The sequence below is a fragment of the Pseudomonas sp. X4 genome (genome assembly GCF_040784925.1).
GTDB classification, from domain to species: Bacteria; Pseudomonadota; Gammaproteobacteria; order Pseudomonadales; family Pseudomonadaceae; genus Aquipseudomonas; species Aquipseudomonas putida_Z.
The window spans coordinates 3152259-3176847 of the sequence record NZ_CP160798.1; the positions used below are offsets into that span (position 1 = coordinate 3152259).

Sequence of the window (24589 nt, forward strand, 5' to 3'; positions counted from 1 at the left end):
AGGTACTGCACAGGGCTTGAGGTCTGTGCGGTCGAGGTGGGAGCTGGCTTGCCGGCGATAGGGCCAGTGCAGGCAACTGCTCAATGGAACATGAACAGCTTCTCGTTGGCGAACTGCGCCTCGAACTGGTTCGCCGGCATCGGCCGCCCGAACAGGTAGCCCTGCACCTCGTCGCAACCATGCTCGCGCAGGAACTCCAGCTGCTCGTGGGTTTCCACCCCTTCGGCAATTACCGCCAGGTTGAGGCTGTGGGCCATGGCGATGATCGCCCGGGCAATCTGCGCATCCTGTTCGCCTTCGGGCAGGCCGTCGACAAAGGTGCGGTCGATCTTCAACACATCGATCGGGAACTGCTTGAGGTAGTTCAGCGACGAGTAGCCGGTGCCGAAGTCGTCCACCGCGATGCTCAGGCCGAGGTTTTTCAGGCTGGCGAGAATCTGCATGGCTTCGTTCACTTCGCGCATCAGGATGCTTTCGGTCAGCTCCAGCTCCAGGCACGCCGGTGGCAGGCCGGTTTCTTCCAGAATGGTGGCGATGCGCGTGCCCAGCTGGCCGTCGGAGAACTGCCGCGCCGAGATGTTCACCGACACCTTGGGCACGCGCACCTTGGCCTTGTGCCAGGCCTTGAGCTGGCGGCTGGCCTCGCGCAGCACCCAGTCGCCCACGTCCACCACCAGGCCCAGTTCTTCGATCACCGGGATGAAATCGCCCGGCGGCACCAGGCCGCGGGTCGGGTGGCGCCAGCGCAGCAGGGCTTCGGCGCCGGTCAGGCGCTTGCCGTCGCCGCTGAACTGCGGCTGGTAGTAGAGGATGAACTCGTTCTGCTCCATGGCATGGCGCAGGTCGCTCTCCAGCTCCAGGCGTTCCAGGGCACTGGCGTTCATCTCCGCCTGGTAGAACTGGAAGTTGTTCTTGCCGCGCTCCTTGGCGTGGTACATGGCGGTGTCGGCGTTTTTCATCAGCTGGCTCAGCTCGCTGCCGTCCTGCGGACTGAGGGCGATGCCGATACTGGCGGTGACGAAGAACTCGCGGTTTTCCAGCACGAACGGCCGCACCAGGCTGCCGAGGATGTTCTCGGCCACGTGGATGGCGCGGTTGAGTGCCATCTCGCGGGTAGCGCGCGGTTGCAGCAGCAGGGTGAACTCGTCGCCGCCCATGCGCGCCACGGTGTCGTCGTTGTCCACGCACGCCAGCAGGCGCTGGGCCATGTCCTTGAGCATGCGGTCGCCGGCAGCGTGGCCGAGGGAGTCGTTGATCGGCTTGAAGCGGTCCAGGTCGAGGAACATCAGCACCACCCAGGCCTTTTGCCGCTCGGCCTGCTGCAGGGCGTTGTACAGGCGGTCCTGGAACAACGTGCGGTTGGGCAGGTGGGTGAGGGCGTCGTAGTAGGCCAGGCGGTGGATGCGCTGTTCGCTGGCCTTGCGCTCGCTGATGTCGGTGAAGAAGCACACGTAGCTGGCCAGGTCGCCTTCGTCGTCCAGCACCGCGGTAATGCCGACCCAGGCCGGGTAGTGGTCGCCGTCGCGGCGCTTGAGCCACACCTCGCCCTCCCAGCTGCCGCGCTGGTAAAGCTGCTTGACCACGTAGCGCAGGTGGCCTTCCTGCTGCTCATCGACGGTAAGCATGCCCGGCAACTGGTCGAGCACCTCGCTGACGGCGTAGCCACTGACGCGGCTGAACGCTTCGTTGGCCTGGACGATATAGCCGGCCGGGTCGGTGATGAGGATGGCCGAGGTGGAATGCTCGAATACCGTCGCGGCCATGCGCAGGTCTTTTTCGGCGCGGCGTTGCTGGCTGATGTCGCGGCCCACCCCGAGCACGCCTTCGAAGCGTTCTTCATCGTCCCACACCAGCACCAGGCGCAGTTCGATGGGGATCTTGCGGCCATCGGCGCGCAGGCAGTCGAACAGGAACAGTTGGGTGGGCAGCTGGCTGCGTAGCTGGGCCAGCTGGGCCGGGTCGCCCATGGCCTTGCTGACGCGCTCCATCAGGCTGTAGATACCGGTGAGCTGGGACGGGTTGGCGACGATCGACTGCCAGCCGTTGGCGAAGATCCAGTCGGCCTGGTAGCCCAGCACGGCCTGCACCGAGGGGCTTACGTAGTTGAGCTGGAGCAGCCTGTCGGTGGAGAAGATCACGTCGCTGATGCTTTCGGCGAGCATGCGGTAGCGCTGTTCGCTGTCGCGCAGCGATTGGCTGGCCTCGATCTGCACCGTCACGTCCTTGCCCACGCCGATGATGCGCGTCACCAGGCCATCGGCGTCGCGGGTCAGCACTTGTTCGCGGATGTCGTAGCAGCGCCAGCCGCCATCACGGTGGCGGAAGCGCAGCTGGCAGTGCAGCGGCTGGTCATGGCCGCTGTCGCGTTGTTGCTGGCGCAGCGCCTGGTAGTGCGCGGCGTCCTCGGGGTGCAGCAGCAGCTCCCAGAAGCGGTCGCCCATCTGCGCCAGCTCGGTACGGTCGTAGCCCAGCGTCTGGCCGAGGTGGCGGTTGCTGAAAATCATCCGCTGGCTGAGCACGTCCTGCACGTACAGCTGGTCGGGCACGGTGCGCACCACATCCGACCAGAAGCTTTCGCGCTCCAGCAGCGACAGCTCCACCTGCTTGCGGCTGGTGATGTCGCTGATGCTGAGGATAACCGCCTGGTAATCGCGGCGCTGCTGCGGCAGGCGGGCCATCAGCCACAGGTGCAGCTCGCCTCCCAGCGGCGCCGGCAGGCGCACTTCCAGCTCCAGCAGCTGGCGCTGCTCGATCAGCGCGTCGATCAGCTGCATGCCGATGCTGTCGCGGCCATCGCCCGTGCCGTCGATCAGGCGCTGCCAGGCACCTTCGTGGCTGTCGATATTCAACAACTGGCGAGCCACCTGGTTGATCTCGGTGATCTTCAGCTCCAGCAGCAGCGAGCGGCGCAGGTTGGGGTCCAGGGCCAGGCTGTGCTTGAGCGCGGCGCGGTTGCGCAGGTGGTAGCGGTCGAGTTGGCCGGGCAGGCTGGACAGGTCGAGCACGCACAAGGCCACGCCGGTGCCTTCGAAGATTTCCTGGTAGCGCCGGCGGTCTTCCTGCAGCGCCCGTTGGCGGCGGCGCATGTTGATCAGGGCCAGCACCGGCAGCAGGGCGCAGAACAGCACCAGCAGGCATTTGCCGAGCAACGCCGGCAGCAGCTTCTGCTGGGCCAGCTTGGCGTCGAACAGGCCGCGCAACTGCCAGGTACTGTTATCGATGAAGGCCAGCATCACGCTTTGCAGCGGCTCGTTGCTGGTGTCGGCTGGCGCATGGCTTTGCAGTACCTCGCCGTTGCGGCTGTTTTCCAGCAGCCACAGCGGGTGGCTGGCACCATCCAGATGGAGGGTTAGGGTGCGGTAATAGTCCGGCGAAAGGCGCAGCAGCCAGTAGCCGCGGCCCTGTTCGGTGGCCTGGCGTAGCAGCAGATAGAGGGTGCGGTTGTCGGCCGAATTGGTGAAGAAGTACGGGCTGCCCTGGTTCAGCCTGAGCAGTTCGTCAAGCAAATGGCGGTCGGGGCTGCCGGCAAGGCTGTCGGCCTGCACCTGCCCGGTAGCGTCCAGCCAGGCCATGCTCTGCAGGGCCGGCAGGCGCTCGCGCAGGGTACCCAGCAGGCTGGGCAGGGCCGAGGGCGTCGGCGCCTTGACGTAAGGCTGCACCACATTCACGGCCTGCTGGGCCTTGAACGCCATGTTCAGGCTCAGGTGGTCGGCCAGTTCGGCGGTGGCGTCCAGGCTCTGTTTGCGCAGGTCGGCCTGGGTATGGTTGAACTGGGCGAACAGCTGCCACAGCAGCAGGCCCAGCAGGATCAGGGCCAGCAGCGCCAGCGCACCCTTGATCGACCCGCGCAGCGAGGCGACGGGCGCTTGTGGCGCGGAACGCAATGACGACGGATGAGTAAGATTGGTCAAGCGTTGATCCTGCGATTGGGCTGGCGATGGCAGGGATGGATCATGCACGGTGTGTGCCGGTGTCTGGTTGCCAGACCGCGGTGGCGCACTATAAGGCCGGACACCCGAAACGAGCTAGCATGCCTAGGATTATGGCAAAGTGCCAGCCAATGTGACCGGTGGTGCCTGCCCGGTGGTTCGGCAAGCCCCTGCAACCTGTGCGAGAATAGCGCCCGCTTCAAATGACAACGCATCGGAGATGTTCGGTTTTGGTTACTCACTTTTCCTCCAATGGCCTCGATTCCGCCTGCGGGCGCAGCAGTCAGACCCTTGTCAGCACTGCCGTGACCGAGGACGTATCCTGCAAGTCTTGCCAGCGTTCGCTGAGCAAACCCGAGGCGGCAGCTGTCGCCAAGAGCAAGAGCCCATCGCTGGCTGAACTGCGCAAGACCGCCAAAGCGGCAGCTGAGCCGGTGGTGGCTGTGGCTGCGGCCAGCAAGCCCGCCGCCAAGGTCGTCGGTACTGCGCCTGCGGCGGCCAAACCGGCCCAGGTGGCCGAACAGCAGCCTGCCCGTAACGGTGGCTTCAGCGTGAAATCGGCCTGGGCCGCGCGCCTGGCCGAGCAGGGCGAGCGCTGCCGGTTGCCGCGCGGCAAGGCCAGGCAGCGTCACGTCTGAGCCATCTCAAGACCTGTGCGGTCCCTGTGTGGGGCTTCAGCCGCGAAGAGGCCGGCACAGGTCATGAGTTTCCCAATCATTCAATCGATCCTGCCTCCACCTTCAATCCTTGCTTACCCTACCGTGCGTCGATGGCTTATTGATGCCATGGGAATGCCCGAATAAACTCGTCGGCTTTTCGCTCTACCGCTCTATTTCGAAGGATCGAACATGTTTTTCCCCTCCCTGGGTCAGCGCGGCATGGGCTGGCTTGCATGCGCGTTTCTTGCCACTTTGGCAAATGTTGCCTCCGCTGCGCCGATGGGGACACCCGGCGACCAGGAGCTGATTCGTGACCGTCAGAACCGCCTGCTTGAAGAGCAGCAGCGGCGTCTGGAACAGTTGCAGGAGCTACCTGGCCGGGGCGCCGAGCCGGTCGCGCCGGTCAAGCCCGGTGACACTCGCTGTTTTCCGATCAGCGATATCGTGCTGGAGGGTGCTGATGCGCTCTCCACGTCGGAACGCGAGCGCCTGCTCAAACCCTATCTTGGCCAGTGCCTGGGCGTCACGCAGCTGAACGCGCTGCTCAAGAGCGTTACCGATCTTTATATTCAGAAAGGCCTGGTCACCAGCCGTGCCTACCTGCCCCAGCAGGACCTGTCCAACGGCCGCCTGAAGGTCATCGTGGTGGAGGGCCGTCTCGAAGGCCTGAAGCCGGCAGAAGGCAGCAAGCTTTCCCCTCGTGAGCTGGCCATGAGCTTTCCGGGTGGCACCGGCGAGCTGCTGAACCTGCGCCAGATCGAACAGATGGTCGATCAGCTCAACCGCCTGCCATCGAACCAGGCACAAATGGAACTGACCCCGGGCAAGGCGGTGGGCGGCAGCGAAGTGGTGGTGCGCAACGCCCCACAAAAGCCATGGCGCGTGGGCCTGTCGCGCAGCAACGATGGCCAGCGCAGCACCGGCGAGCAGCAATGGGGCAGCAGCCTGGAATGGGACAGCCCGCTTGGCCTGGCCGACCAACTGGTTTTGCGTGGCAGCCACGATGCCATCAGCGACCACCAGAAGACCTCGCGCAGCGCCATGCTCTACTACAACCTGCCATTGGGCTGGTGGAACCTCAGCTACAGCTACAGCCAGAGCGAGTACCGTTCGCTGGGCGAGGCTTCAGGCTTCAATTTCAAGCAGGACGGTGACAGCCAGAACCACCAGCTGCGGCTGGAACGGGTGATACACCGCGATGCAATGAGCAAGACTTCGCTCAACACCGGCCTGAGCTACTTGCGCACCAACAACTTCATCGAAGACAGCAAGCTGGACACCAGCAGCAACCGCTTGAGTGAAGCGCAGTTCGGCATCAACCACGGGCGGCGGGTCGGCAATGCGTTCGTCAACGTCGACCTGGGCATGCAGAACGGCATCGGTGCCTTCGATGCTCAGGGCGAAGACCAGCGCAGCAGCACCGGCAAGCGCCTGCCCAACGCTCGGTACCGCAAGTACACCGCTACGGTCAGCTACCTGCAGCCGTTCAAGCTGTGGGGTGAGTCGCTGGTGTTCAGCAGCCTGGTCACTGGCCAGCGCAGTGAAGACCTGCTGTTCAGCTCGCAACGCATGAGCCTGGGCAGCCAGTCCTCGATCCGTGGCTACAAGGACCAGAGCCTGAACGGAGACAGTGGCTATTACTGGCGCAACGATGTGCGCTGGAGCCGGCCGGTGGCCTGGGACTGGCTGCAACCCGTGCTGGCCGAGTACGGCCTGGGGCTGGCCTACGACGTCGGCGCGATTCGCCATGATCGCTACAACAGCGGGCAAAGTGGCCGGCTGTCCAGCGATGCGGTCGAGCTGTTCGCTCGCGGCAAGCACCTGTCCGCCAGCGTGACCTTTGCCCACTCCCTCGAGCGGCCCGCCGCAATCGAAGCACGCGAGGCGCCGGTTTACTTCCGCCTGGACATCTTCCTTTAACAGCGCTTTTCCCGAGTACCGACATGGACGTTCGTCAATTCGCCTTCCTGGCCCGTCAGCCTTCGGCTGCCCTGCAAACACGCCGCACCTTCTGGGGCCTGTCCAAGCGTGGGCTGGCTTTCATGCTGGCCAACATGATGTTCTGGCAGCCGCTGGTGGCCATGGCCGACGGCATCGTGGTTAACGGCAGTGGCACCAGCCTCGGCCAGGCAGGCAACGGCGTGCCCATCGTCAATATCGCTGCGCCCAGCGGCGCCGGGCTGTCGCACAACAAGTTCAGTGACTACAACGTCGGCCAGCAAGGCGTAATCCTCAACAACGCCACCGGCCGCACCCAGGCCACCCAGCTGGGCGGCATCGTTCTCGGCAACAGCAACCTGGGCGGCCGTGCGGCCAGCACCATCCTCAACGAGGTCAATGGTGGCAACCCGAGCCAGCTCAAGGGTTACACCGAGGTGGCCGGGCAGTCGGCGCATGTCATTGTCGCCAACCCCTATGGCGTAACCTGCAACGGCTGCGGTTTCATCAATACGCCCAGGGCCACGCTGACGACCGGCAAGCCGGTAGTCGAAAATGGGCAACTGCAGCGCTATCAGGTGGAGCAAGGCAGTGTCGCCATCGAAGGCGCCGGGCTCAATGCCAGCAACATCGACCAGTTCGAGATCATCACCCGCAGCGCCAGAATCAACGCCCAGATCCAGGCCCGCCAGCTGGCGGTGGTCGCCGGCAGCAACGACGTCGATGCGCAGAGCCTGGCCGCCACCGCACGTGCCGCCGACTCGGCCCAGGCGCCGCAGTTGGCCATCGATTCCTCGGCACTGGGCGGCATGTACGCCAACACCATCAAGCTGGTAGGTACCGAAGCCGGCGTGGGGGTGAAGCTCGACGGCAAGCTGATTGCCAGCGGCGGCGATATCCAACTCGATGCCAACGGCCAGCTGCGCATGGCCGAGGCCACCGCAGCCAAGGGCTCGGTGGCGATCACGGCCAGCCAGCTCGATACCCAGGGCGGGGTATATGCCGGCAACGAACTGAAAGTGCGCACCCAGGGCGACCTGAACAATCGCCAGTCGCTCGCTGCCGGGCAACGCATCAGCCTGGACAGCGCTGGGCGGTTGAGCAACCAAGGCATCATCGAAGCGGGCGTCAACGCCGACAACAGCCGCAACACCACCGGCGACGCACGCCTGAACGCCAGGCACATCGATAACCATGGCAACACCGTGGTGGCCAGCCGCGATCTGAGCGTCACGGCGCAGCAAAGCCTGAACAACCAGGGCGGTACGCTCGGCGCCCGGTCTCGCCTCAGCGCAAGCGCCGATACCCTCGACAATCGCAACGCCGGCAGGCTGCTCAGCAGCGGCCAGGCGGACCTCACAGCCTCACGCCTGAACAATGCCCAAGGCGGGCTGATCGACGGCGCCAGCGTGAACGCCAAGGTTGGCCAGCTGGACAACGCCGCCGGTAGCGTGCGCGCGGGCCAGCACCTGGCTCTGACAGCCAGCGGCGCGGTGGATAACCGTGGTGGCCAGCTGACCAGTCTGCAGACCCTGAACCTCAACGCTGGCCAGGTAAACAATAGCGACAGCGGGCGCATTGCCAGCAACCAGGCACTAAGCGCCAGTGTCACGGGCCTCGATCAGCACAACGGCGGCAGCCTGACCAGCGTCAGCGAGCTGAGCCTGAACCTGAACAAAGGCCACCTGAACAATCAGGGCGGCCTGATCAATGCGCCACGCCTGACCCTGAACAACCTCGACACGGTGGATAACCACAAGGGCGAAATCTCCAGCGCCCAGGCGTTTGCGCTGGTGGCGCGCAGTCTCGACAACAGCCTTGGCAAACTGCTCGGTAACCAGAACCTGAGCCTGCATCTGGACCAGGCACTGAACAACGACGGCGGGCTGGTTTCCGCTAACGGCATCAATGTGCGTGCCGCCAGCCTGGATAACCATGCGGGTACCCTGACCAGCCGTGCCGACCTGGCGCTGCAAGTGACCGGTAACAGCAACAACCAGTCAGGCGAGATTTCCAGCGTCGGTACTACCACCCTCAAAGGTGGCAGCCTCGACAACCGCGGTGGCCAGGTCACCGGCGATGCGGCCTTGCAGGTAGCGCTGGGCGACGCCCTGGACAATCGCCGAGGCCTGCTCGGATCGGCCGGGGGCGTCCACCTGCAGGCCGCCAGCCTGGACAACCGCGAGGCCGGCAACCTGGTCAGCGACGCGGGCCTGAGCGCCGAGGTCACCCGCTTGCTGGACAACCAGCAAGGCGAGATCAGCGCCAAAGGCAACATCGACCTGCGCGCGGCCAAACTCGACAACCGTGCCGGCAAACTGCGCGCCGGCCAGCAGGCGAGCCTGAATGTCGAGCAACTGGACAACCGCCAGCAAGGGCTGCTGAACAGCCTGGCCGCACTCAGCTACAAGGGTTTGCAGCTGGACAACCGTGGTGGCCTGCTAAGCGCCGCCGGGCCGGTGCGCCTGCAAGCCGGCAGCCTGGACAATAGCGGCGGTCGTATTTCCAGCCAGCGCACACTGGTGGCCCAGTTCGGGCAAATGATCAACCAAGGTGGCGAGCTGGTTGCCCAGGGCGACCTGTTGCTGGCCGGCAGCCACCTGGACAACCGCGCCAAAGGCTTGATCGGTGGCACCAGCGCGTTACGGCTGAATGTTGCCGAAATCGACAACCGGGGCGGGGAAATCTCCACCACCAAGGCGTTGGCCATGCAAGGCACCCGCCTGGACAACAGCGACAGCGGCAAGGTCCTGGCCGGCAGCGCCCTGCAACTGCAGATGACCGAGGTGCTCAACCGCAACCTGGGCCTGCTGTCGGCCACCGGGCCGCTGACCCTAAGCGGCCAGCAGCTGGACAACGGCCAAGGGCGTCTGGTCAGTGGTGGCGACCTGGACGTTGGCCTGGTTGGCGGGTTAACCAACCAGCAGGGACTGATCAGTGCCGAAGGGCGCCTGGGCGTTACCGTCGGCAAGCTGGACAACAGCAGCGGCAAGCTCTCCAGCGCTGCCGGCCTTTCGCTGACCAGCGCCGGCACGCTGCTCAACCGCAACGGCTCGATCACTACCGACGCCGGTCTGGCGCTGACCAGCCAAAGCCTCGACAACGGCCAGGCCGGCTTGCTCAGCAGCAAGGGCGCGGCCAAGGTCGTCACCGGTACTTTCGACAACGGCGAGGGCGCGCAGCTGGTCAGCGGCGACCGCCTCGACCTCCAGGCCGGCCAGCTCAATAACGGCCAGGGCAGCCGCATCGCCAGTGAAAAGGCGCTGATCGCCAGCGTCACCGGCCTCGCTCAGGACGGTGGCCAACTGTTCAGCAAAACTGCGCTGACCCTCGACCTTAACCACGGCCAGCTGAGCAACCGGCAGGGGCTGATCAACGCGCCACTGCTGGTGCTGAACAACCTTGCCAAGGTGGATAACCAGCAAGGCGAAATCTCCAGTGCCCAAGCTTTCACCCTGGCAGCACGCAGCCTGGACAACAGCAACGGCCGGCTGATCGGCCAGCAAGGCCTGACCCTGCGCATCGACCAGGCACTGAGCAATCTCAAGGGCCTGGTAGCGGCCAATGGCCTGAACCTGCGCAGCGCCAGCCTGGACAACAGCCTGGGCCTGATCAGCAGCCGCGCCGGCCTGGGCCTGGCCGTCGACGGCGAGCTGCGTAATCAGGGCGGTACGCTGATCGCAGATGATCGCCTGCACATGCAGGCCGGCAGCCTGCTGAACCAGCAGGGGCAGGTTTCCGCTGCGGGCGAGTTGCAAGCGCGAATTGGTACCCTCGATAACCAGGCCGGTGTGCTGGTTGCCTCTGGGTACCTGAAACTGTCCGGTGACCAGCTCGACAACCGCCAGGGTGGCCTGATCGGTTCGAGCCAGGGCCTGGACTTGCAGGTGGCGGCGGTAGACAACCGCGCCGGGGAGCTGTCGAGCAAGGCGGACGTCATCCTCGGCGGTACCCGCCTGGACAACAGTGACGGCGGCAAGGTGCTGGCCGACGGCAAGCTGCAAGTCGCCGTCGCCGAGGTGATCAACCGTAGCAAAGGCATGCTCTCGGGCAAGGCCGGCCTGGGCTTGACCGGTAACAGCCTGGACAACGTCGGCGGCCTGCTGCTCAGCCAGCACGCCATCGATGCCACGCTACAAGGCACACTCGACAACCGTCAGGGCCTGATCAGTGCCGAAGGTAGCTTGGGCCTGGCGAGCAACGCACTCGACAACCGCGGCGGCAGTGTTTCCAGCGCGGGGGCGATGACACTCAAGCACACCGGCAACGTCCTCAACCAGGGCGGGGAATTGGTCACCGATGCAGCGCTGCAACTGAGCGCGGGCCAGGTCACCAACACCGACCAGGGAACCATCAGCGCCAAGGGACCGGCCAGCATCGACGCCGGCAGTCTCGACAACAGCCGCAAAGGCCGGATCGAAAGCGGCGCCAGCCTGGGCCTGATCACCGGCCAGCTGAGCAACCGCGATGGCGGCCGAATTGCCAGCGACGGCGCCCTGTTGGTCAACGCCAGCGGCCTTGACCAGCAAGGTGGACAGCTGTTCAGCAACAGCGCATTGACCCTGGAGCTCAACCATGGCCAGCTGGATAACCGCCACGGGCTGATCAACGCCCCGATGTTGGTGCTGAAGAACCTCGATGGGGTAAACAACCAGGGCGGCGAGATCTCCTCGGCCCAGGCCTTCACCCTGGCTGCTCGCAGCCTGGACAACAGCAGCGGCAAGGTGCTGAGCAATCAGGCGCTGACCCTGCGTATCGACCAGGCCTTGCACAACATCAAAGGCCTGGTCGCTGCCGAAACCCTGCATACCCGTGCTGCAAGCCTGGACAATACCGGTGGCACGCTGACCAGCCGTGGTGGCCTCGACCTGCAGTTGGCCGACAGCCTGAACAACAGCCAGCAAGGCCTGATCAACGCCGCTGGCCTGCTGGACATTGCAGCCCGCGCCGTCGACAACCAAGCAGGCTCGCTGTTGGGCAACGCCATCCGCATCGACTTCGGCAGTGCCACCGGCGACCTGAACAACGATGGTGGCCTGATCACCACCGATGGCCCGCTGGCCCTCGACCGCCTGCGCGACCTGAGCAACCGCGGCGGTGAAATTTCCTCGCGGCAGGACCTTGCCCTGGCCGGCCGTGCCCTGGACAACAGCGCTGGCAAGCTGATCAGCAGTGGCCAGCTGAATGTCACCGCCCAGCGCCTGCTGAACCAGGGCGGACTGGTCTCGGGCTGGCGGGGCCTGGGCGTGAATCTGGGCAGCCTCGACAACCGCAACCAGGGCACCCTGTCCAGCCGCGATGGCGCGTTGGACGCCGCAGTCAGCGGCGACCTGCAGAACAGCGCTGGTGGCGCGCTGGTCAGCCAGCAAACCCTGAACGTGGCAGCGGCGAACCTCGATAACAGTGGTGCCGGCATCCTGTCCAGTGGCGGCGCGCAGCGCCTGACCATCAGCGGGCTGCTGAACAACGGCCAGGGTGGCCTGATCGACAGCGGCGCGGCGCTGGCCCTCAACGCCATGGCCCTGGGCAACGGCGCCGGCAGCATCAGCGCCCGTCAGGCACTCGATGTGAATGCCGGTAGCCTGGACAACAGCGCCGGCAGCCTGATTGGCAATGCGGCCGTCACCCTCAAGCTGCTCGGCGCCCTTGCCAACAACAACGGCAAGCTTGCCAGCGCCGGCCCCCTGCGCATCGACAATGCCACGCAAATCGACAACCAGGGTGGCCAGATCGCCAGTCAGGGCCTGCTGAGCCTGTTCGCCAGCAGCCTGGACAACCGCAATCGCGGTACCGTGGCGGCCAGCCAGCAACTGACCCTGGCCGTTGACGGCCAGCTGCTCAACAGCGCCGACGGCCTGATCTACAGCCAGAACGGCGGCGCCGATGTGCGTGCCGCCAGCTTTGGCAACACCAAGGGCACTTTGCAGAGCCAGGGCGCCTTGCAACTGGTGACCGGTGATGTCGACAACCAGAGTGGCCGTATCCTGGCCGACGCTGGCAACCTCGACGTCACGGCCGGCAACCTGGACAACCGTGGCGGCGTGCTTTCCAGCCTGCAAGGCAAGTTGGTCGCCGACCTGCGCGGTGTGCTGAACAACGGTTATGACCTGAACAACAACCGCCAGGGTGGCGTCACCCAGGCCCATGCCCTGGACCTCAAGGTACTGGGTGGCATCGACAACTATGGCGGGCGAATTGCTGCACAAGCTGGCGATGCCTTGGTCAGCACCGCCGATTTCGACAACCGCAATGGCGGCCTTTATGCCCAAGGGCTGGTCAAGGTCACAGGTGGCAACTTCGACAACAGCGGCGACAACGATGGCCAGATCGCCGGCCAACGCATCGTCCTGGGCCTCAGCGGTGCGCTGAACAACCGCCTGGGCATCATTGAAAGCGACAGTACCCTGGCCATCAAGGCGGCCAGCCTCGACAACCAGACCGGCCAGTTGCGTGCCTTGGGCACAAGCGGCGCCACCCGCCTGCAGATCGGCGGCCCGTTCGACAACCGCAACGGCACGCTGGAAACCGCCAACAGCGACCTCAGCCTCGGCGTCGGCAGTTTCCTCAACGCTGGCGGCAGCCTGCTGCACGTGGGCAGCGGCAACTTCGACATCAGCACTGCCAATGTCACAGGCGCCGGCGGCAGTATCGTCACCCGGGGCGGCCTCACCCTCAACGCTGGCAGCTGGAGCAACAGCAACGTTATCCAGGCCGGGCGCCTGACGCTCAATGTCGGCACCTTCAGCCAGACCGCCAACGGCCAGTTGCTGGCCAGCGAAGCGCTGGTCGGCAGCGGCAGCGACTGGAGCAACGACGGCCTGATCGCCAGTGACGGCAGCCTCAGCCTTGATCTGGCTGGCACCTACGCCGGCAACGGCCGCCTGAGCAGCCGTGGCGACCTTGGCCTGAGCGCCGCACAGGTCAACCTGAGCAACACCGGCAGCATCGCCAGCGGTGGCACCACCAGCCTCTCGGTAGTCGGGCAGTTGAACAATGCCGGCCGCCTGACGTCTGCTACCGGCTTCACCCTCGTGGCAGGCGGCGTCAACAACCAGGGCACGCTGGGTGCCGGCGAAGCGCTGAGCGTGACCACCGGCGCCCTGGTCAACAGCGACCAGGGCCTGATTTTCAGCGGCAGGGATATGGGCCTGCGGGTCGCCAGCCTGACCAACAGCTATGCCGACGTCTACAGCCTGGGCGCCCTGACCATCGACCGGGATGGCCAGGGCGGCTTGGCCAACAGCATCGTGAACCGTTCCGGCTCGCTGCAGAGCGACCTGTCGATGAGCCTGGCAGCGAGCACCATTCAGAATGTGCGGGCGGTGCTGCAGACCGACAACAAGGGCCTCTACACCGCCCGCGTTGGCGAGGTGGCCTGCATCGAGGGCTACAACGCCGGCGACTGCGGCGGCAAGCGCAACCACGTCTGGGAGATCGTCCAGCGTGACAAGTTCGAGGTGACCGACGCCAGTGCCGCCTCCAGCATCACCACCGGCGGCAACCTGACCATCCGGGGCGGCGACCTGCTCAACAGCAGCAGCACCATCGCCGCTGCCGGTAACCTGGTGGCCAGCGTCGACAACCTGACCAACAGCGGTGTGGAAACCGGCGAGACCGAAACCACCCGCATCTTCCGTTCCGAACGTACCCGCAACGCCGGGGCCTGGTACCAGCTGGCCAGCTCGATCACCAGCAAGTACTGGTACGAGAGCGCTGGTTACGACCCTGCCAACCTGGGTGGCTTGCAAGCTGACCTGGCCAGGTTCATCGGCATGACCGAAGCGGAGCTGGTGAGCCTTGGCAGCACCCGCAAACTAGCGGCTGGCGACCAGAGCTATGCCGCCATCATGCAGGCCAATGGCGCGGTGAACATCACCGCCGGCAACGGCATCGACAACAGCGTCGTGCGCCCGGGTTACGCCTACATCGGTAGCGGCGCGCGTACCGATACCACCGCACCCGGTACGGCGTTCTCCACCCGCATCACACTCAACCAGCAGCTGCCGCCGGACCTCGCCCAACAACAGGTCAACCCGCTGGCGCTGCCCGGCTTCAGCCTGCCCACTGGGCAGAACGGCTTGTTCCGCCTGAGCAGCGAGGCCGGCAGCACGACCGCCAGCGGCCCGCAAAGCTGGAGCATGGGCGGCGCCAGCCTGAGCGTCGCGCAGCGCCAGCAACCCTTGCCGCTGGCCCAGGGGCGCACGGTCAGCATCCGCGGTGCCGACCAAGCGGCAGGCAGCAGCACCACGCTGAATATGGCCGATCGCACCCAGGCGAACGTCGCCGGTAGTGCCAGCGCCGTCGACACCAGCCTGCCCGGCAACACCGGTAGCCCCGCGCTGCCCGGCCGTTCGGCGGTGGACGACCGCATCAGCCAGGCCTCCACGCTCAACGGCCAAGGCCCGCTCACCATCGAGCGCGTGCAAGGCCTGCCCGACAGCAGCGTGCGCAGTAACCCGCACAAGTATCTGATCGAAACCAACCCGGTGCTCACCGACCTCAAGCAGTTCATGAGCTCCGACTACCTGCTGGCGAACCTTGGCTACGACCCGGATGAAAGTGCCAAGCGCCTGGGCGATGGCTTCTACGAGCAGAAGCTGATCCAGCAGGCCGTGGTCGCCCGCACCGGGCAACGCTTTATCGATGGCCAGAACAGTGACGAACAGCTGTTCAAGTACCTGATGGACAATGCCATCCAGAGCAAGCAACAGCTCAACCTGGCAGTGGGCGTGAGCCTCACCTCCGAACAGGTGGCGGCGCTGACCCATGACATCGTCTGGCTGGAAACCGCCGAGGTGAATGGCGAGCAGGTGCTGGTGCCAGTGCTCTATCTGGCGCACGGCAACAACCGTCTGGCCCCCAACGGCGCTCTGATCGCCGGCAACGACGTCAACCTGATCGCCGGCCAGAACCTCGACAACGTCGGGACCCTGCGCGCCAGCAACAACCTGTCGGCCAAGGCCGGCAACAACATGGTGAACAGCGGCCTGGTCGAGGCTGGCAACCGCCTCGACCTGCTGGCTGGCAACGATCTGGTGAACAAGGCCGGCGGCATCATCGCCGGGCGCGACGTCAGTCTCGCCGCCGTGCGTGACGTGATCAACGAACGCACTTTGACTTCGCACCAGAGCAGCAACGGCAGCTACGCCCAGCAGCGCGACTTCGTCGATAACGCCGCCCGGGTGGAAGCCGCGAACAACCTGGCGATCAACGCCGGGCGTGACCTGAGCAACAACGGCGGCGTGCTCAGCAGCGCTGCCGACACCAGCCTGAAGGCCGGCCGCGATGTGAAGCTGACCTCGGTCGAGCAGGTGGTGGTCAACGACCGCGGCGTGCGCCACACCGACAGCAGCGTGACCCAGAACGGCTCGAGCGTGCAGGCCGGGCGTGACCTGAGCGTCAGCGCCGGGCGCGATATCAGCGCGGTGGCCAGTGTGATCGAGGCCAAGCGGGATGTGGCCATGGCGGCGACGGGCGATCTGCAGCTGGCAGCGGCCGCCAACGAGCAGCACTCGGCGAGCAAGACCCGGAAAGTCACCAGCCAGGAGGACCATGTCCAGCAGGTGGGCAGCACCGTGGTGGCTGGCGGCAATGTGGCATTGAAGGCTGGCGACGACCTGGCACTGAGCGCCAGCCGCGTGACGGCGGGTGATGAGGCCTACCTTTACGCCGGTGGCGATGTACAACTGGTCGCTGAGGAGAACAGCGACTACAGCTACTACCGCAAGACCAAGACCAGCCACTCCGGGCTATCCAGCAGCCAGAAGACCCGGATCGACAGTTCGAAGGCCATCACTCAGCAGGGCTCGTCGGTCAGTGGTGACACGGTGGTCGTTCGCGCCGGGCAGGATATCGGCGTGTCGGGCAGCAGCATCGTGTCCACCAACGACACCAGCCTGCTGGCGGGCCGTAACGTGCAGATCGATAGCGCGACCGAAACGTTCGAGCAAAGCCACTCGAGCTCGAAGAAGAAATCGGGCCTGCTCAGCAGTGGAGGCATCGGCTTCACGTTGGGCTCGACCAGCCTGGAAAAAACCTCGACCAGCACCAGTGAGAACGCCAGGGCCAGCACCATTGGCAGCGTGCTGGGCAATGTCACCATCGAGGCGGGCAAGGACCTGGGTATCAAGGGGTCGGAGGTTGTCGCCGGCAAGGACATCACCCTGGTTGGGCAGAACGTCGAGATCGTTGCGGCCGAAAACCACAACACCAGCGAGCAGACGTCCAAGAGCAAGAGCAGCGGCTTGACCCTGGCGCTGTCCGGTACGGTTGGCAGTGCCATCGACACCGCTTACCAGACTACCAAGCAAGCGACCCGGGAAGAGGACAGCCGGCTTTCTGCACTCCAAGGTATCAAGGCCGGGCTGACCGGTGTTCAGGCCTGGCAGGCTGCCCAGCAGAGCGGTGGCATGACGGCGGATAATGCTGGCCAGTTCGTAGGTATCGCCTTATCGCTGGGCGGGCAGAAGTCGAGCTCGCGGCAGACCCAGGAACAGACCGTCAGCCAGGGCAGCAGCCTGACCAGTGGCAACGACCTGAGCATTGTGGCCACCGGCAACGGGGCCGGCAGCGGCGGGGATATCCGGGTACAAGGCAGTCAACTCAAGGCCGGCAATGACCTGCTGTTGTCCGCCGAACGCGACATCCAGCTTGAGGCTGCTGCCAATACGCAAAAGCTCGATGGCAAGAACAGCAGCAGTGGCGGCGCCATCGGCGCCAGCATTGGTGTAGGTTCCGAAGGTGCCGGTCTCAGCATCTTCGCCAATGCCAACAAGGGTGCCGGCAACGAGAAAGGCAACGGCACGACCTGGACCGAAACCACACTGGACGCCGGCAATGAGGCGACCCTGCTCAGCGGGCGGGACACGGCGCTCAAAGGGGCCCAGGTCAACGCCGCGAAAATCACCGCCGACGTAGGGCGCGACCTGACGCTGCAAAGCCTGCAGGACACCGACAACTACAAGTCCAAACAGGCCAATGTCAGCGGTGGGTTGAGCGTCACCATCATCGGCGCGGGCGGGGCAAGCGGCAGTCTCAGCGTCAGCAAGACCAAGCTCGACTCCAACTACCAGAGCGTGCAGGAGCAGACCGGTCTGTTCGCCGGCAAGGGCGGTTATCAGGTCGATGTGGGCAAGCACACCCAGCTTGACGGCAGCGTCATTGCCAGTACTGCCGACGCCGACAAGAACCGCCTGAGCACCGGCACCCTGGGCTGGAGCGATATCGCCAACAAGGCCGAGTTCAAGAGCCAGTTGGCCAGCGCCAGCATCAGCGGTGGCAACGGTGGTGCTGACACCTTCACCAGCAACATGCCAAGCGGCACGTTGATCGCCTATAACCACAGCGGCAGCGCCAGCGGCACCACATCTTCGGCCATTTCCGAAGGCGCGCTGGAAATCCGAGACCCGGGCCGGCAGCAGCAGGATGTGACCAGCCTCAGTCACGACGTCGAGCATGCCAACGACAGCATCAGCCCGATCTTCGACAAGGAGAAGGAACAGCGGCGCCTGCAGCAGGTGCAGCTTATTGGCGAAATCGGCACACAGGTATCGGACATCGTCCGCACCCAGGGGCAACTGAAGGCTGACCAGGAGGCGCGTGCGGAACTTGAAGCACACGGCATCGTGGCGCCGGGTGAAGGGGCAAGCAAGGAGGCGGTGAAGGCTTACCAGGAACAACTGGTCGCCACCGAGGCTTACCAGCGAATCATGGGTAAGTACGGCACCAGTGGTGATTACCAGCGCGTGACCCAGGCCGTGACAGCGGCACTGCAAGGGTTGGCGGGTGGTGATATCGGTTCTGCGTTGGCAGGCGCATCGGCACCGTACCTCGCGCAGGTGATCAAGAAATCTACTGGTGACAATGCTGCACTCAACGTCATGGCCCACGCAGTGTTGGGTGCCGTTGTCGCCCAAGCGCAGGGCAACTCGGCGGCAGCCGGGGCAGCGGGTGCGGCCGGCGGCGAACTGGTTGCCCGCCTGATCACTCAGCAGTTGTATGGCACCAGCGATAGCAACTCGCTCAGTGAAGAGCAGAAACAGACCGTTTCGGCGCTGTCGACGCTAGCGGCCGGGCTTTCGGGTGGTCTGGTGGAAGGTAATAGTGCTGGGGCTGTCGCAGGTGCCGGTGCGGGCCGTAACGCGGTTGAAAACAACCTGCTGGCGAACAAATACGGCGTTGAACGGCTGGATGCCGCCAGCCGTGCGTTGTATGAGAAGCTCAAGGCCGCCGGTATTGGCAGTATTGATGAGTTGCACGAGCGGTATAAAGCCTGTGGTGGAAATGGCGGCTGCGAGGTTGGTATTCGTGATGAGTACCGGCAGCAGGAGAAGCAGGCTGGGGAAAAGCTGGTTGAGCTGTACCAGAGCGGCAGGCTGAGCAAAGCGGAATATGACCTTCTGGTAACGGATTACGCCCTTGCGATGATGAGGGGGGTAGTGGACGCGCAGAAGAGCGACGCGGACGCGAGCTTCCTTGATGTCTACGCGCTGTCGGGCAGCGATTGGTCGCCAATGGGCGTTGTTGCGAATCCGTATGTGAACGCGATCAGAGCGAGTGAGCTGATTGCGGAATGGAGACGGCAAGGGTTAGCTGAAGAGGCAATCAATGAACGGGCACGTCAGGACGGCTTGCTCGGCTCGACCTTGGCGCCGGTGGATGTGCCAGGGATCATAAGCCTTGTCGATAAAGGTGCTACGCGGGATGATGTAGTAAAATTAGCGGCGGTGGTGATACTAGGCAAAGCTACCAGCGGTGCAAAAGGTACTGCAACAGATCCGAAAGTCACCATCAAAGATCACTATGATCATCACTTGAATATGGTGGATGACATAAAGGATCAACTTTCGTCTCAAGGGTTCAGAGTCAGCGAAAAGGAAATATCATTCGGTAGCTCCTGCGGAACTGGTCGTTGTAGGCCAGATATCGTGGCCGAAGCACCTGATGGGACCTTGAGAATTATTGAGGTTAAGACAGGGGGCGCGGACTTGAGTATTCGTCAGTCAGAAATTTTCCCTCAAATAAAAGATGGGGCTTCAATTCCAAGGGGGAAAGTTGCCGAAAGTTTTGGCCTCACGCCAGGCGTACCACTAAAGGATCAAGGTTATCCTAACGGTATCCCTATTGAGATAATGAATTTTCCTGGTGCTAAGTTATGAAGGAAAAAGATGTGGCTTCAGTTTTGACGGAGCTGGGCTGGGTTTGTAGCAAGGATGAAGTCGGGGATTATTTTTGCGTGACAGATGTTGATGGGGTTAAACTTCAAGTAATCCCGTCTGTGAAGAAGCGCTCGGATCATTTTCGGGTGTCACTTATGCCATCGGTTTCGACCAAAGAATTCTCGGAAACTGTTGCGTTTGTGCGGGGAGAGGGGAGCGGATATTCGCCGGTAATAGTCAGTAATGAGCCTCCAGAGAAGTTGCCTGAATTTTCTAGTGATGATGTTCTCAGGATGTCTGAGAAAGCCATGTCTTGGGCACGCTCTCAAAATATTGAGTCCGGCCTGATGGTTTATAGAAGTCTGCCGACTGACAGTAAAGGCGCGATGCCCCTTCGGCACTTGGCTGCATTGGCAATAGCTGGTGACGTTGAACGATTGGACGGTTACAAGAAGAGCTTTGAGATGGGAGACAGGCTTGGTTTTGTACCCTACATTACTGATGGCATGATTGATCGGGCAGTCTTGAAAGCCAAACTTGCAAAATAGATTTTTTCTTGAGCGCTACACACCTTTGACACCGGCCTTGGGCCGGTGTTGTATTTCGCTTTACGTTCAAAACCGTCCCATCCTTCGCTACGCGTTTTGTTTGCTTTGGTGGATATTCGGCGCACTCTAGCGCCAGTATTTTCAGTTGCTTTTGCACCCTGATTGCACTCTTTCTGCATCCTATCTGCACTCAAGTTGCACCCCTTTAGCACCCACCTCTGACGACCTACGGTCTATCTGCTCAATACGCCCTTTTTGAGCATGATTTTTCGCTACTTAATAGGATCAAAATCTCAATACACACGCACCTCTTGCGAGATGAGTATTTTCTTATGTATCAATTAGTTATCCGACTTCTGTCTTCTAGGCTCTGTACGAAATCCCGAGAAACCCAATTGCCGCCCTTCGGAAGCTGAAATTCTGCAGGGTTCCCGGCCATCTACGGAAAGGAATTCTGTGATGGCAAAGCGTTACGAACTCTCGGACGAGGCCTGGGATGTGGTCTCTGATCTCTTCATCGAAACTCATGGTCGGGGGCGACCGCGTCTAAGCGACCGCCTGATGCTCGATGGCGTGCTCTGGGTGCTCTGCTCGGGCGCTGCGTGGCGAGACATGCCGGAGCGCTTCGGCCCATGGTCAACGGTGTATCAACGGTTTCGCGGCTGGCGAAACCAAGGGACGTTCGATCAGATGCTCAAGCGCTTACACCTGAGATTGAACGAGCAAGGCTTGATTGATCTGCAAAGCTGGATGATCGTCTCAACCGCAGTACGTGCAACCCGAGCCCCATCTGGCGCTCGGAAAAAAGGGGGCCTGACGAACCTGCCGATCACGCTCTAGGCCCCAGTCGCGGTGGCCCGACAACTAAGATCCACTTGCTCTGCGACGCCAACGGGACACCGTTGCGCTTCCTCCTCTCTGGCGGTCAAGCCAGTGACATCAGCTACGCACAACCACTGCTGGACGAAGTCAGCATTCCATCGAACCAACGTGGCCGCCCGCGCAAGCGCCGCAAATGGTTGCTCGCCGACAAGGGCTACGCGCCGTTACTGCGACCAGTACCGTATGCAACCCGTCCTCCCGATGCGCTCAATGAAGCGCAAACCCAAGCCTGGCTTACCCAGACTGTTTGATCGGCCCAAATACTGACAGCGCAACATCATTGAGCGCATTTTTGGCTGGCTGAAAGAGAATCGCCGCATCGTCACACGCTTCGACAAGCTCGCGAAAAGCTATGCCGCCATGGTCTCACTGGCTTGTTCCATGCGGTGTTTGCGACATCTCTTTTCGTACGGAGCCTAGTATATTCAACGGACCTGGGGAGAGGTTGAACCTCCTTCCCATGAATGGGAACTTGAATAAAGGTACTTGGAAATCTATGGGAAATACATGGGCGTCCGCATTCAAGGAGGGAAAGCAAGTTAACGTAAAGATTGAGACTATTTATTTTGGCAATACTGTTCGGCCAGAAAGCTTTAACGTGCAGTATTTAATAGGTATTGCTCGTCCAAAAGAAATTTTATTTAAAAACTCACCGGGTGTAAATTGATGCGTAGTGATGATGATATCTATAATGACATTGGGGCATTCTGTTTGAGATTGCTCCCGATGGAGCCTGTAAAATTATTATGCGTGCACAACTATCCCAGGAGCTAGATAGCTGTGAGTATGAGTATGACTACATTGATGAACAAGGTAACGTTGCCTGGTTTACGGCAGGCGGGCGAGTCAATACAGATATTTTAGATCTTTTAATGGAGTTGCGTCGTTGGTATGTTGAGAATAAACTGACAGGAGGGCTGCCAGCGTGGAGTGGCTGTGAGGTGGGCTTAGACTTGATTAAATTTAAAATTTGCATCGACTTTATTTATCCTTGAGCTTAAGCGGCAAGTTTAGATGTAGAGGCTTAGGCTGAATGTGGTGTGCTTTTGGAAAATCTTAAGGCAAGAGAAGTTGTTGGAGATGGCCTAGAGCACGACCATAGCCCTTCCTTTGCTGCGTTGCGCACAGCAAAGGAAGCAGAGTTGGGCCGTCCCCTTACCGAGCTGGAAACCAAGACTCTCTACCAAAACTCTACTGCTGTGGAGGTACCGCGAGATGTACATATTGCAGGTCCTATCTATGGCGGAAAAAATACACCTGCTCAGATTCAACAAGACGCAGCGGATCTGTAAGGTGCAGTCTGTCGTGACACAGATGCACTACAAACAAATTTGAGCAGTCGAGGTTATGATTCAAAGCTTGTGGATGAAACTGTTCAAAAAATAGTGGAAAGAAATCGCAAGGCAGGATTTATTAAGTAATGAATACTTGGTCGAGTTTTATTTGAACTCTTGGTCAAAATGAAGGTGGTTCAATAGTGCCTGACTTGTGTCGGGAGGTCGGAGAGCCGCCAGCCATTTCAGAGACCCCGGGTGGTTATAATGATCCAGAAGGGAAGAAAATGTTATAAGTTTATTAAGTCCGGCTTGGACCTTGGGTTTCGTTCGGGAAAGTTAAATCACGTTCATTTTTTGTGCAGCGCCACGAAGGGTATTCGACATATAAGAAAGATGTGCTTGGTTGTATAGAGGTGTTTCAGGGTCAGGGCCTCAGCGGATAGTTGTTGGGAAGGGTGATGAGATATACTACTCTGCAGATCATTACAAGACATTTATCCCAATCAATAAATAAAACAAGGAGTGGAAATGCTGCCATTCAAGTACTCCGATCTCACGCCCTCATTCGACGCTGCGGAAGTTTTTTATGTCCGTATTGATCCGAAAATTTCTCTCTCGGAAGAACTGTTAAGCGCGCTATATTACCAGCTATGGCTTCCAGGGTATTTTGGATTCAATTGGGATGCACTCTACGACTGTTTGAGAGATCTTGAATGGATTCCATGCAGCAAGGTGGTTCTTGTGCATGAAGTTATTCCAAGCGTGCCAGTAGATGACCTGAAGGTTTATCTGGAGGTGTTGCGCGACGCGGCTCTTGACTGGGGGCGAGATGAGGCGCGTCAATTGGAGGTTTTCTTCCGGTCGACTGACCGAAGTGCAGTGGAGGCACTTTTAATGAGCTAATTCAAGCGGTGCAAAAGACGTTATGAATGCCGTGGAAGGTGTTCCGGTCGCGTACAGTCGCGTATAAACGTTGCTGATGCTGTAATTTCGCCCAGGACGCCGATTGAACTGCTTTTTTTGTGCTGTCAAGCTGCTGTTTTTCGGCTGCATCCGCAAGCGGAAAGTCGAATAGGCGTGATGGATTAGAATATGACTAGTTTGGACAAATTGTTGTTGAACGCAAGTTCATCTTTGAGTGAGCATGAGCCGGAAATATTAGGGCAATTGCATAGATTGGCAGGTAATTTAGCAGATCAACTTTTTGGAGTGCTGTGTCAGTGTAATGGTTTTTGTGCTCTAGAAAGTGCTTTGCATGTATTTCCCACGCACTCTAGTCAGAACGAAATTGGTATTAGTTATTGGAACGAGAGCGCTCTGTGGCGCAGTGGCTACAAAGACTTGGCCGATGATTGCCTTTTCTTTACAGAAGATGTTTTTGGTGGGCAGTTCTGCATTAAAAATAGCAGGGTCTATACCTTTGACCCAGAAACAGGCTCGTTAGAGTACTTGGCTGATGACATTGAAGGCTGGGTGCAAATGCTCCTAAGCGACTATGAGGTACTTACGGGTTATCCGTTAGCGCATCAATGGCAAAAGAAGAATGGTCAGCTCCCTGCCGGGAAACGTTTGTTACCTAAGGTGCCGTTCGTACTAGGTGGTGAGTTTGTGTTGGACAATTTGTACCTGGCTGATGCTGTAGAGGGAATGAGATTTAGAGCTAATATGGCTAGTCAAATTAAAGAGCTGCCGGACGGAGCCCGGATTAGATTAAATTTTGACAGCTAGCTCTTTAAAGCGGGCAACAGATTTATATAGAATCATACTCGGTCTGACACCGGCCTCGCGCCGGTGTTGTTTTTATCTGTTTGCTGCAAAATCTCCCTCACTTCGCTGCTCGCTTTAGGGATTCTCAGACCAAGTCAGCACAGACCAATCGACCTGTGCCGAAATAGCCCTCCAGTTAGCTTCCCCCCAACAAGCCTTCCATGAGTCAAATGAGCTTCTCCGATTTTGAGTACGCCGGTAAGCGCAAGCAAACCCGCTGTAGCATTTCCCGGATGAGATGGAGCAAGGCTGCCGGCATTGGCAGCATTGATGATGGCACGAGCGGTATAAAGCCTGTGGTGGAAATGGCGGCTGCGAGGTTGGCATTCGTGATGAGTACCGGCAGCAGAAGAAACAGGCTGGGGAAAAGCTTGTGAGCTGTACCAGAGCGGGAGGCTGAGCAAAGCGGAATATGACCTTCTGGTAACGGAT

Annotated in this window: 11 protein-coding genes and 1 pseudogene; 11 read left to right on the forward strand and 1 reads right to left on the reverse strand. The window is 61.2% G+C overall.

The annotated features are described in order from the left end of the window. Positions 1-80 precede the first annotated feature (80 nt). Positions 81-3911, reverse strand: a complete 3831-nt coding sequence (locus ABX298_RS14050; RefSeq protein WP_367393240.1) for an EAL domain-containing protein — start codon at positions 3909-3911, stop codon at positions 81-83. Between the two features lie 248 nt (positions 3912-4159). On the opposite strand from ABX298_RS14050, the gene ABX298_RS14055 reads away from it, so the two are divergent. The 11 genes and pseudogenes from ABX298_RS14055 (at position 4160) to ABX298_RS14105 (ending at position 24534) form a co-directional block, all read left to right on the forward strand. After that, entirely contained in the window at positions 4160-4567 is a 408-nt protein-coding gene (locus ABX298_RS14055; protein WP_025337622.1) for a hypothetical protein, read from the forward strand. A 240-nt stretch (positions 4568-4807) separates the two neighbouring features. Continuing rightward, positions 4808-6508 (forward strand): ShlB/FhaC/HecB family hemolysin secretion/activation protein, encoded by a 1701-nt coding sequence (locus ABX298_RS14060; RefSeq protein WP_367394479.1) that lies wholly within the window; start codon positions 4808-4810, stop codon positions 6506-6508. 23 nt (positions 6509-6531) lie between these two features. Further along, entirely contained in the window at positions 6532-19683 is a 13152-nt protein-coding gene (locus ABX298_RS14065) for a hemagglutinin repeat-containing protein (protein WP_367393241.1), read from the forward strand. Next, positions 19680-20231, forward strand: a complete 552-nt coding sequence (locus ABX298_RS14070; RefSeq protein WP_075043689.1) for a hypothetical protein — start codon at positions 19680-19682, stop codon at positions 20229-20231. The genes ABX298_RS14065 and ABX298_RS14070 overlap by 4 nt, the downstream gene beginning before the upstream one ends. A 459-nt stretch (positions 20232-20690) precedes the next feature. Continuing rightward, positions 20691-21533, forward strand: a pseudogene (locus tag ABX298_RS14075) (IS5 family transposase). 40 nt (positions 21534-21573) lie between these two features. Next, positions 21574-21780, forward strand: a complete 207-nt coding sequence (locus ABX298_RS14080; protein WP_367393242.1) for a DNA/RNA non-specific endonuclease — start codon at positions 21574-21576, stop codon at positions 21778-21780. 79 nt (positions 21781-21859) lie between these two features. Next, positions 21860-22108 (forward strand): hypothetical protein, encoded by a 249-nt coding sequence (locus ABX298_RS14085; protein WP_367393243.1) that lies wholly within the window; start codon positions 21860-21862, stop codon positions 22106-22108. A 685-nt stretch (positions 22109-22793) separates the two neighbouring features. Continuing rightward, complete coding sequence (locus ABX298_RS14090; protein ID WP_075043693.1) at positions 22794-22904, forward strand: ribonuclease domain-containing protein; 111 nt, start codon at positions 22794-22796, stop codon at positions 22902-22904. Positions 22905-22918: 14 nt separating this feature from the next. Continuing rightward, a complete protein-coding gene (locus ABX298_RS14095) occupies positions 22919-23293 on the forward strand; it encodes a barstar family protein (RefSeq protein WP_286101006.1) in 375 nt (124 codons plus the stop codon). Positions 23294-23482: 189 nt separating this feature from the next. Then, positions 23483-24118, forward strand: coding sequence for an SMI1/KNR4 family protein (locus ABX298_RS14100; RefSeq protein WP_317410589.1), 636 nt, complete (start codon positions 23483-23485; stop codon positions 24116-24118). A gap of 200 nt (positions 24119-24318) precedes the next feature. Beyond that, positions 24319-24534 (forward strand): hypothetical protein, encoded by a 216-nt coding sequence (locus tag ABX298_RS14105; RefSeq protein ID WP_162276772.1) that lies wholly within the window; start codon positions 24319-24321, stop codon positions 24532-24534. Positions 24535-24589: the final 55 nt, after the last annotated feature.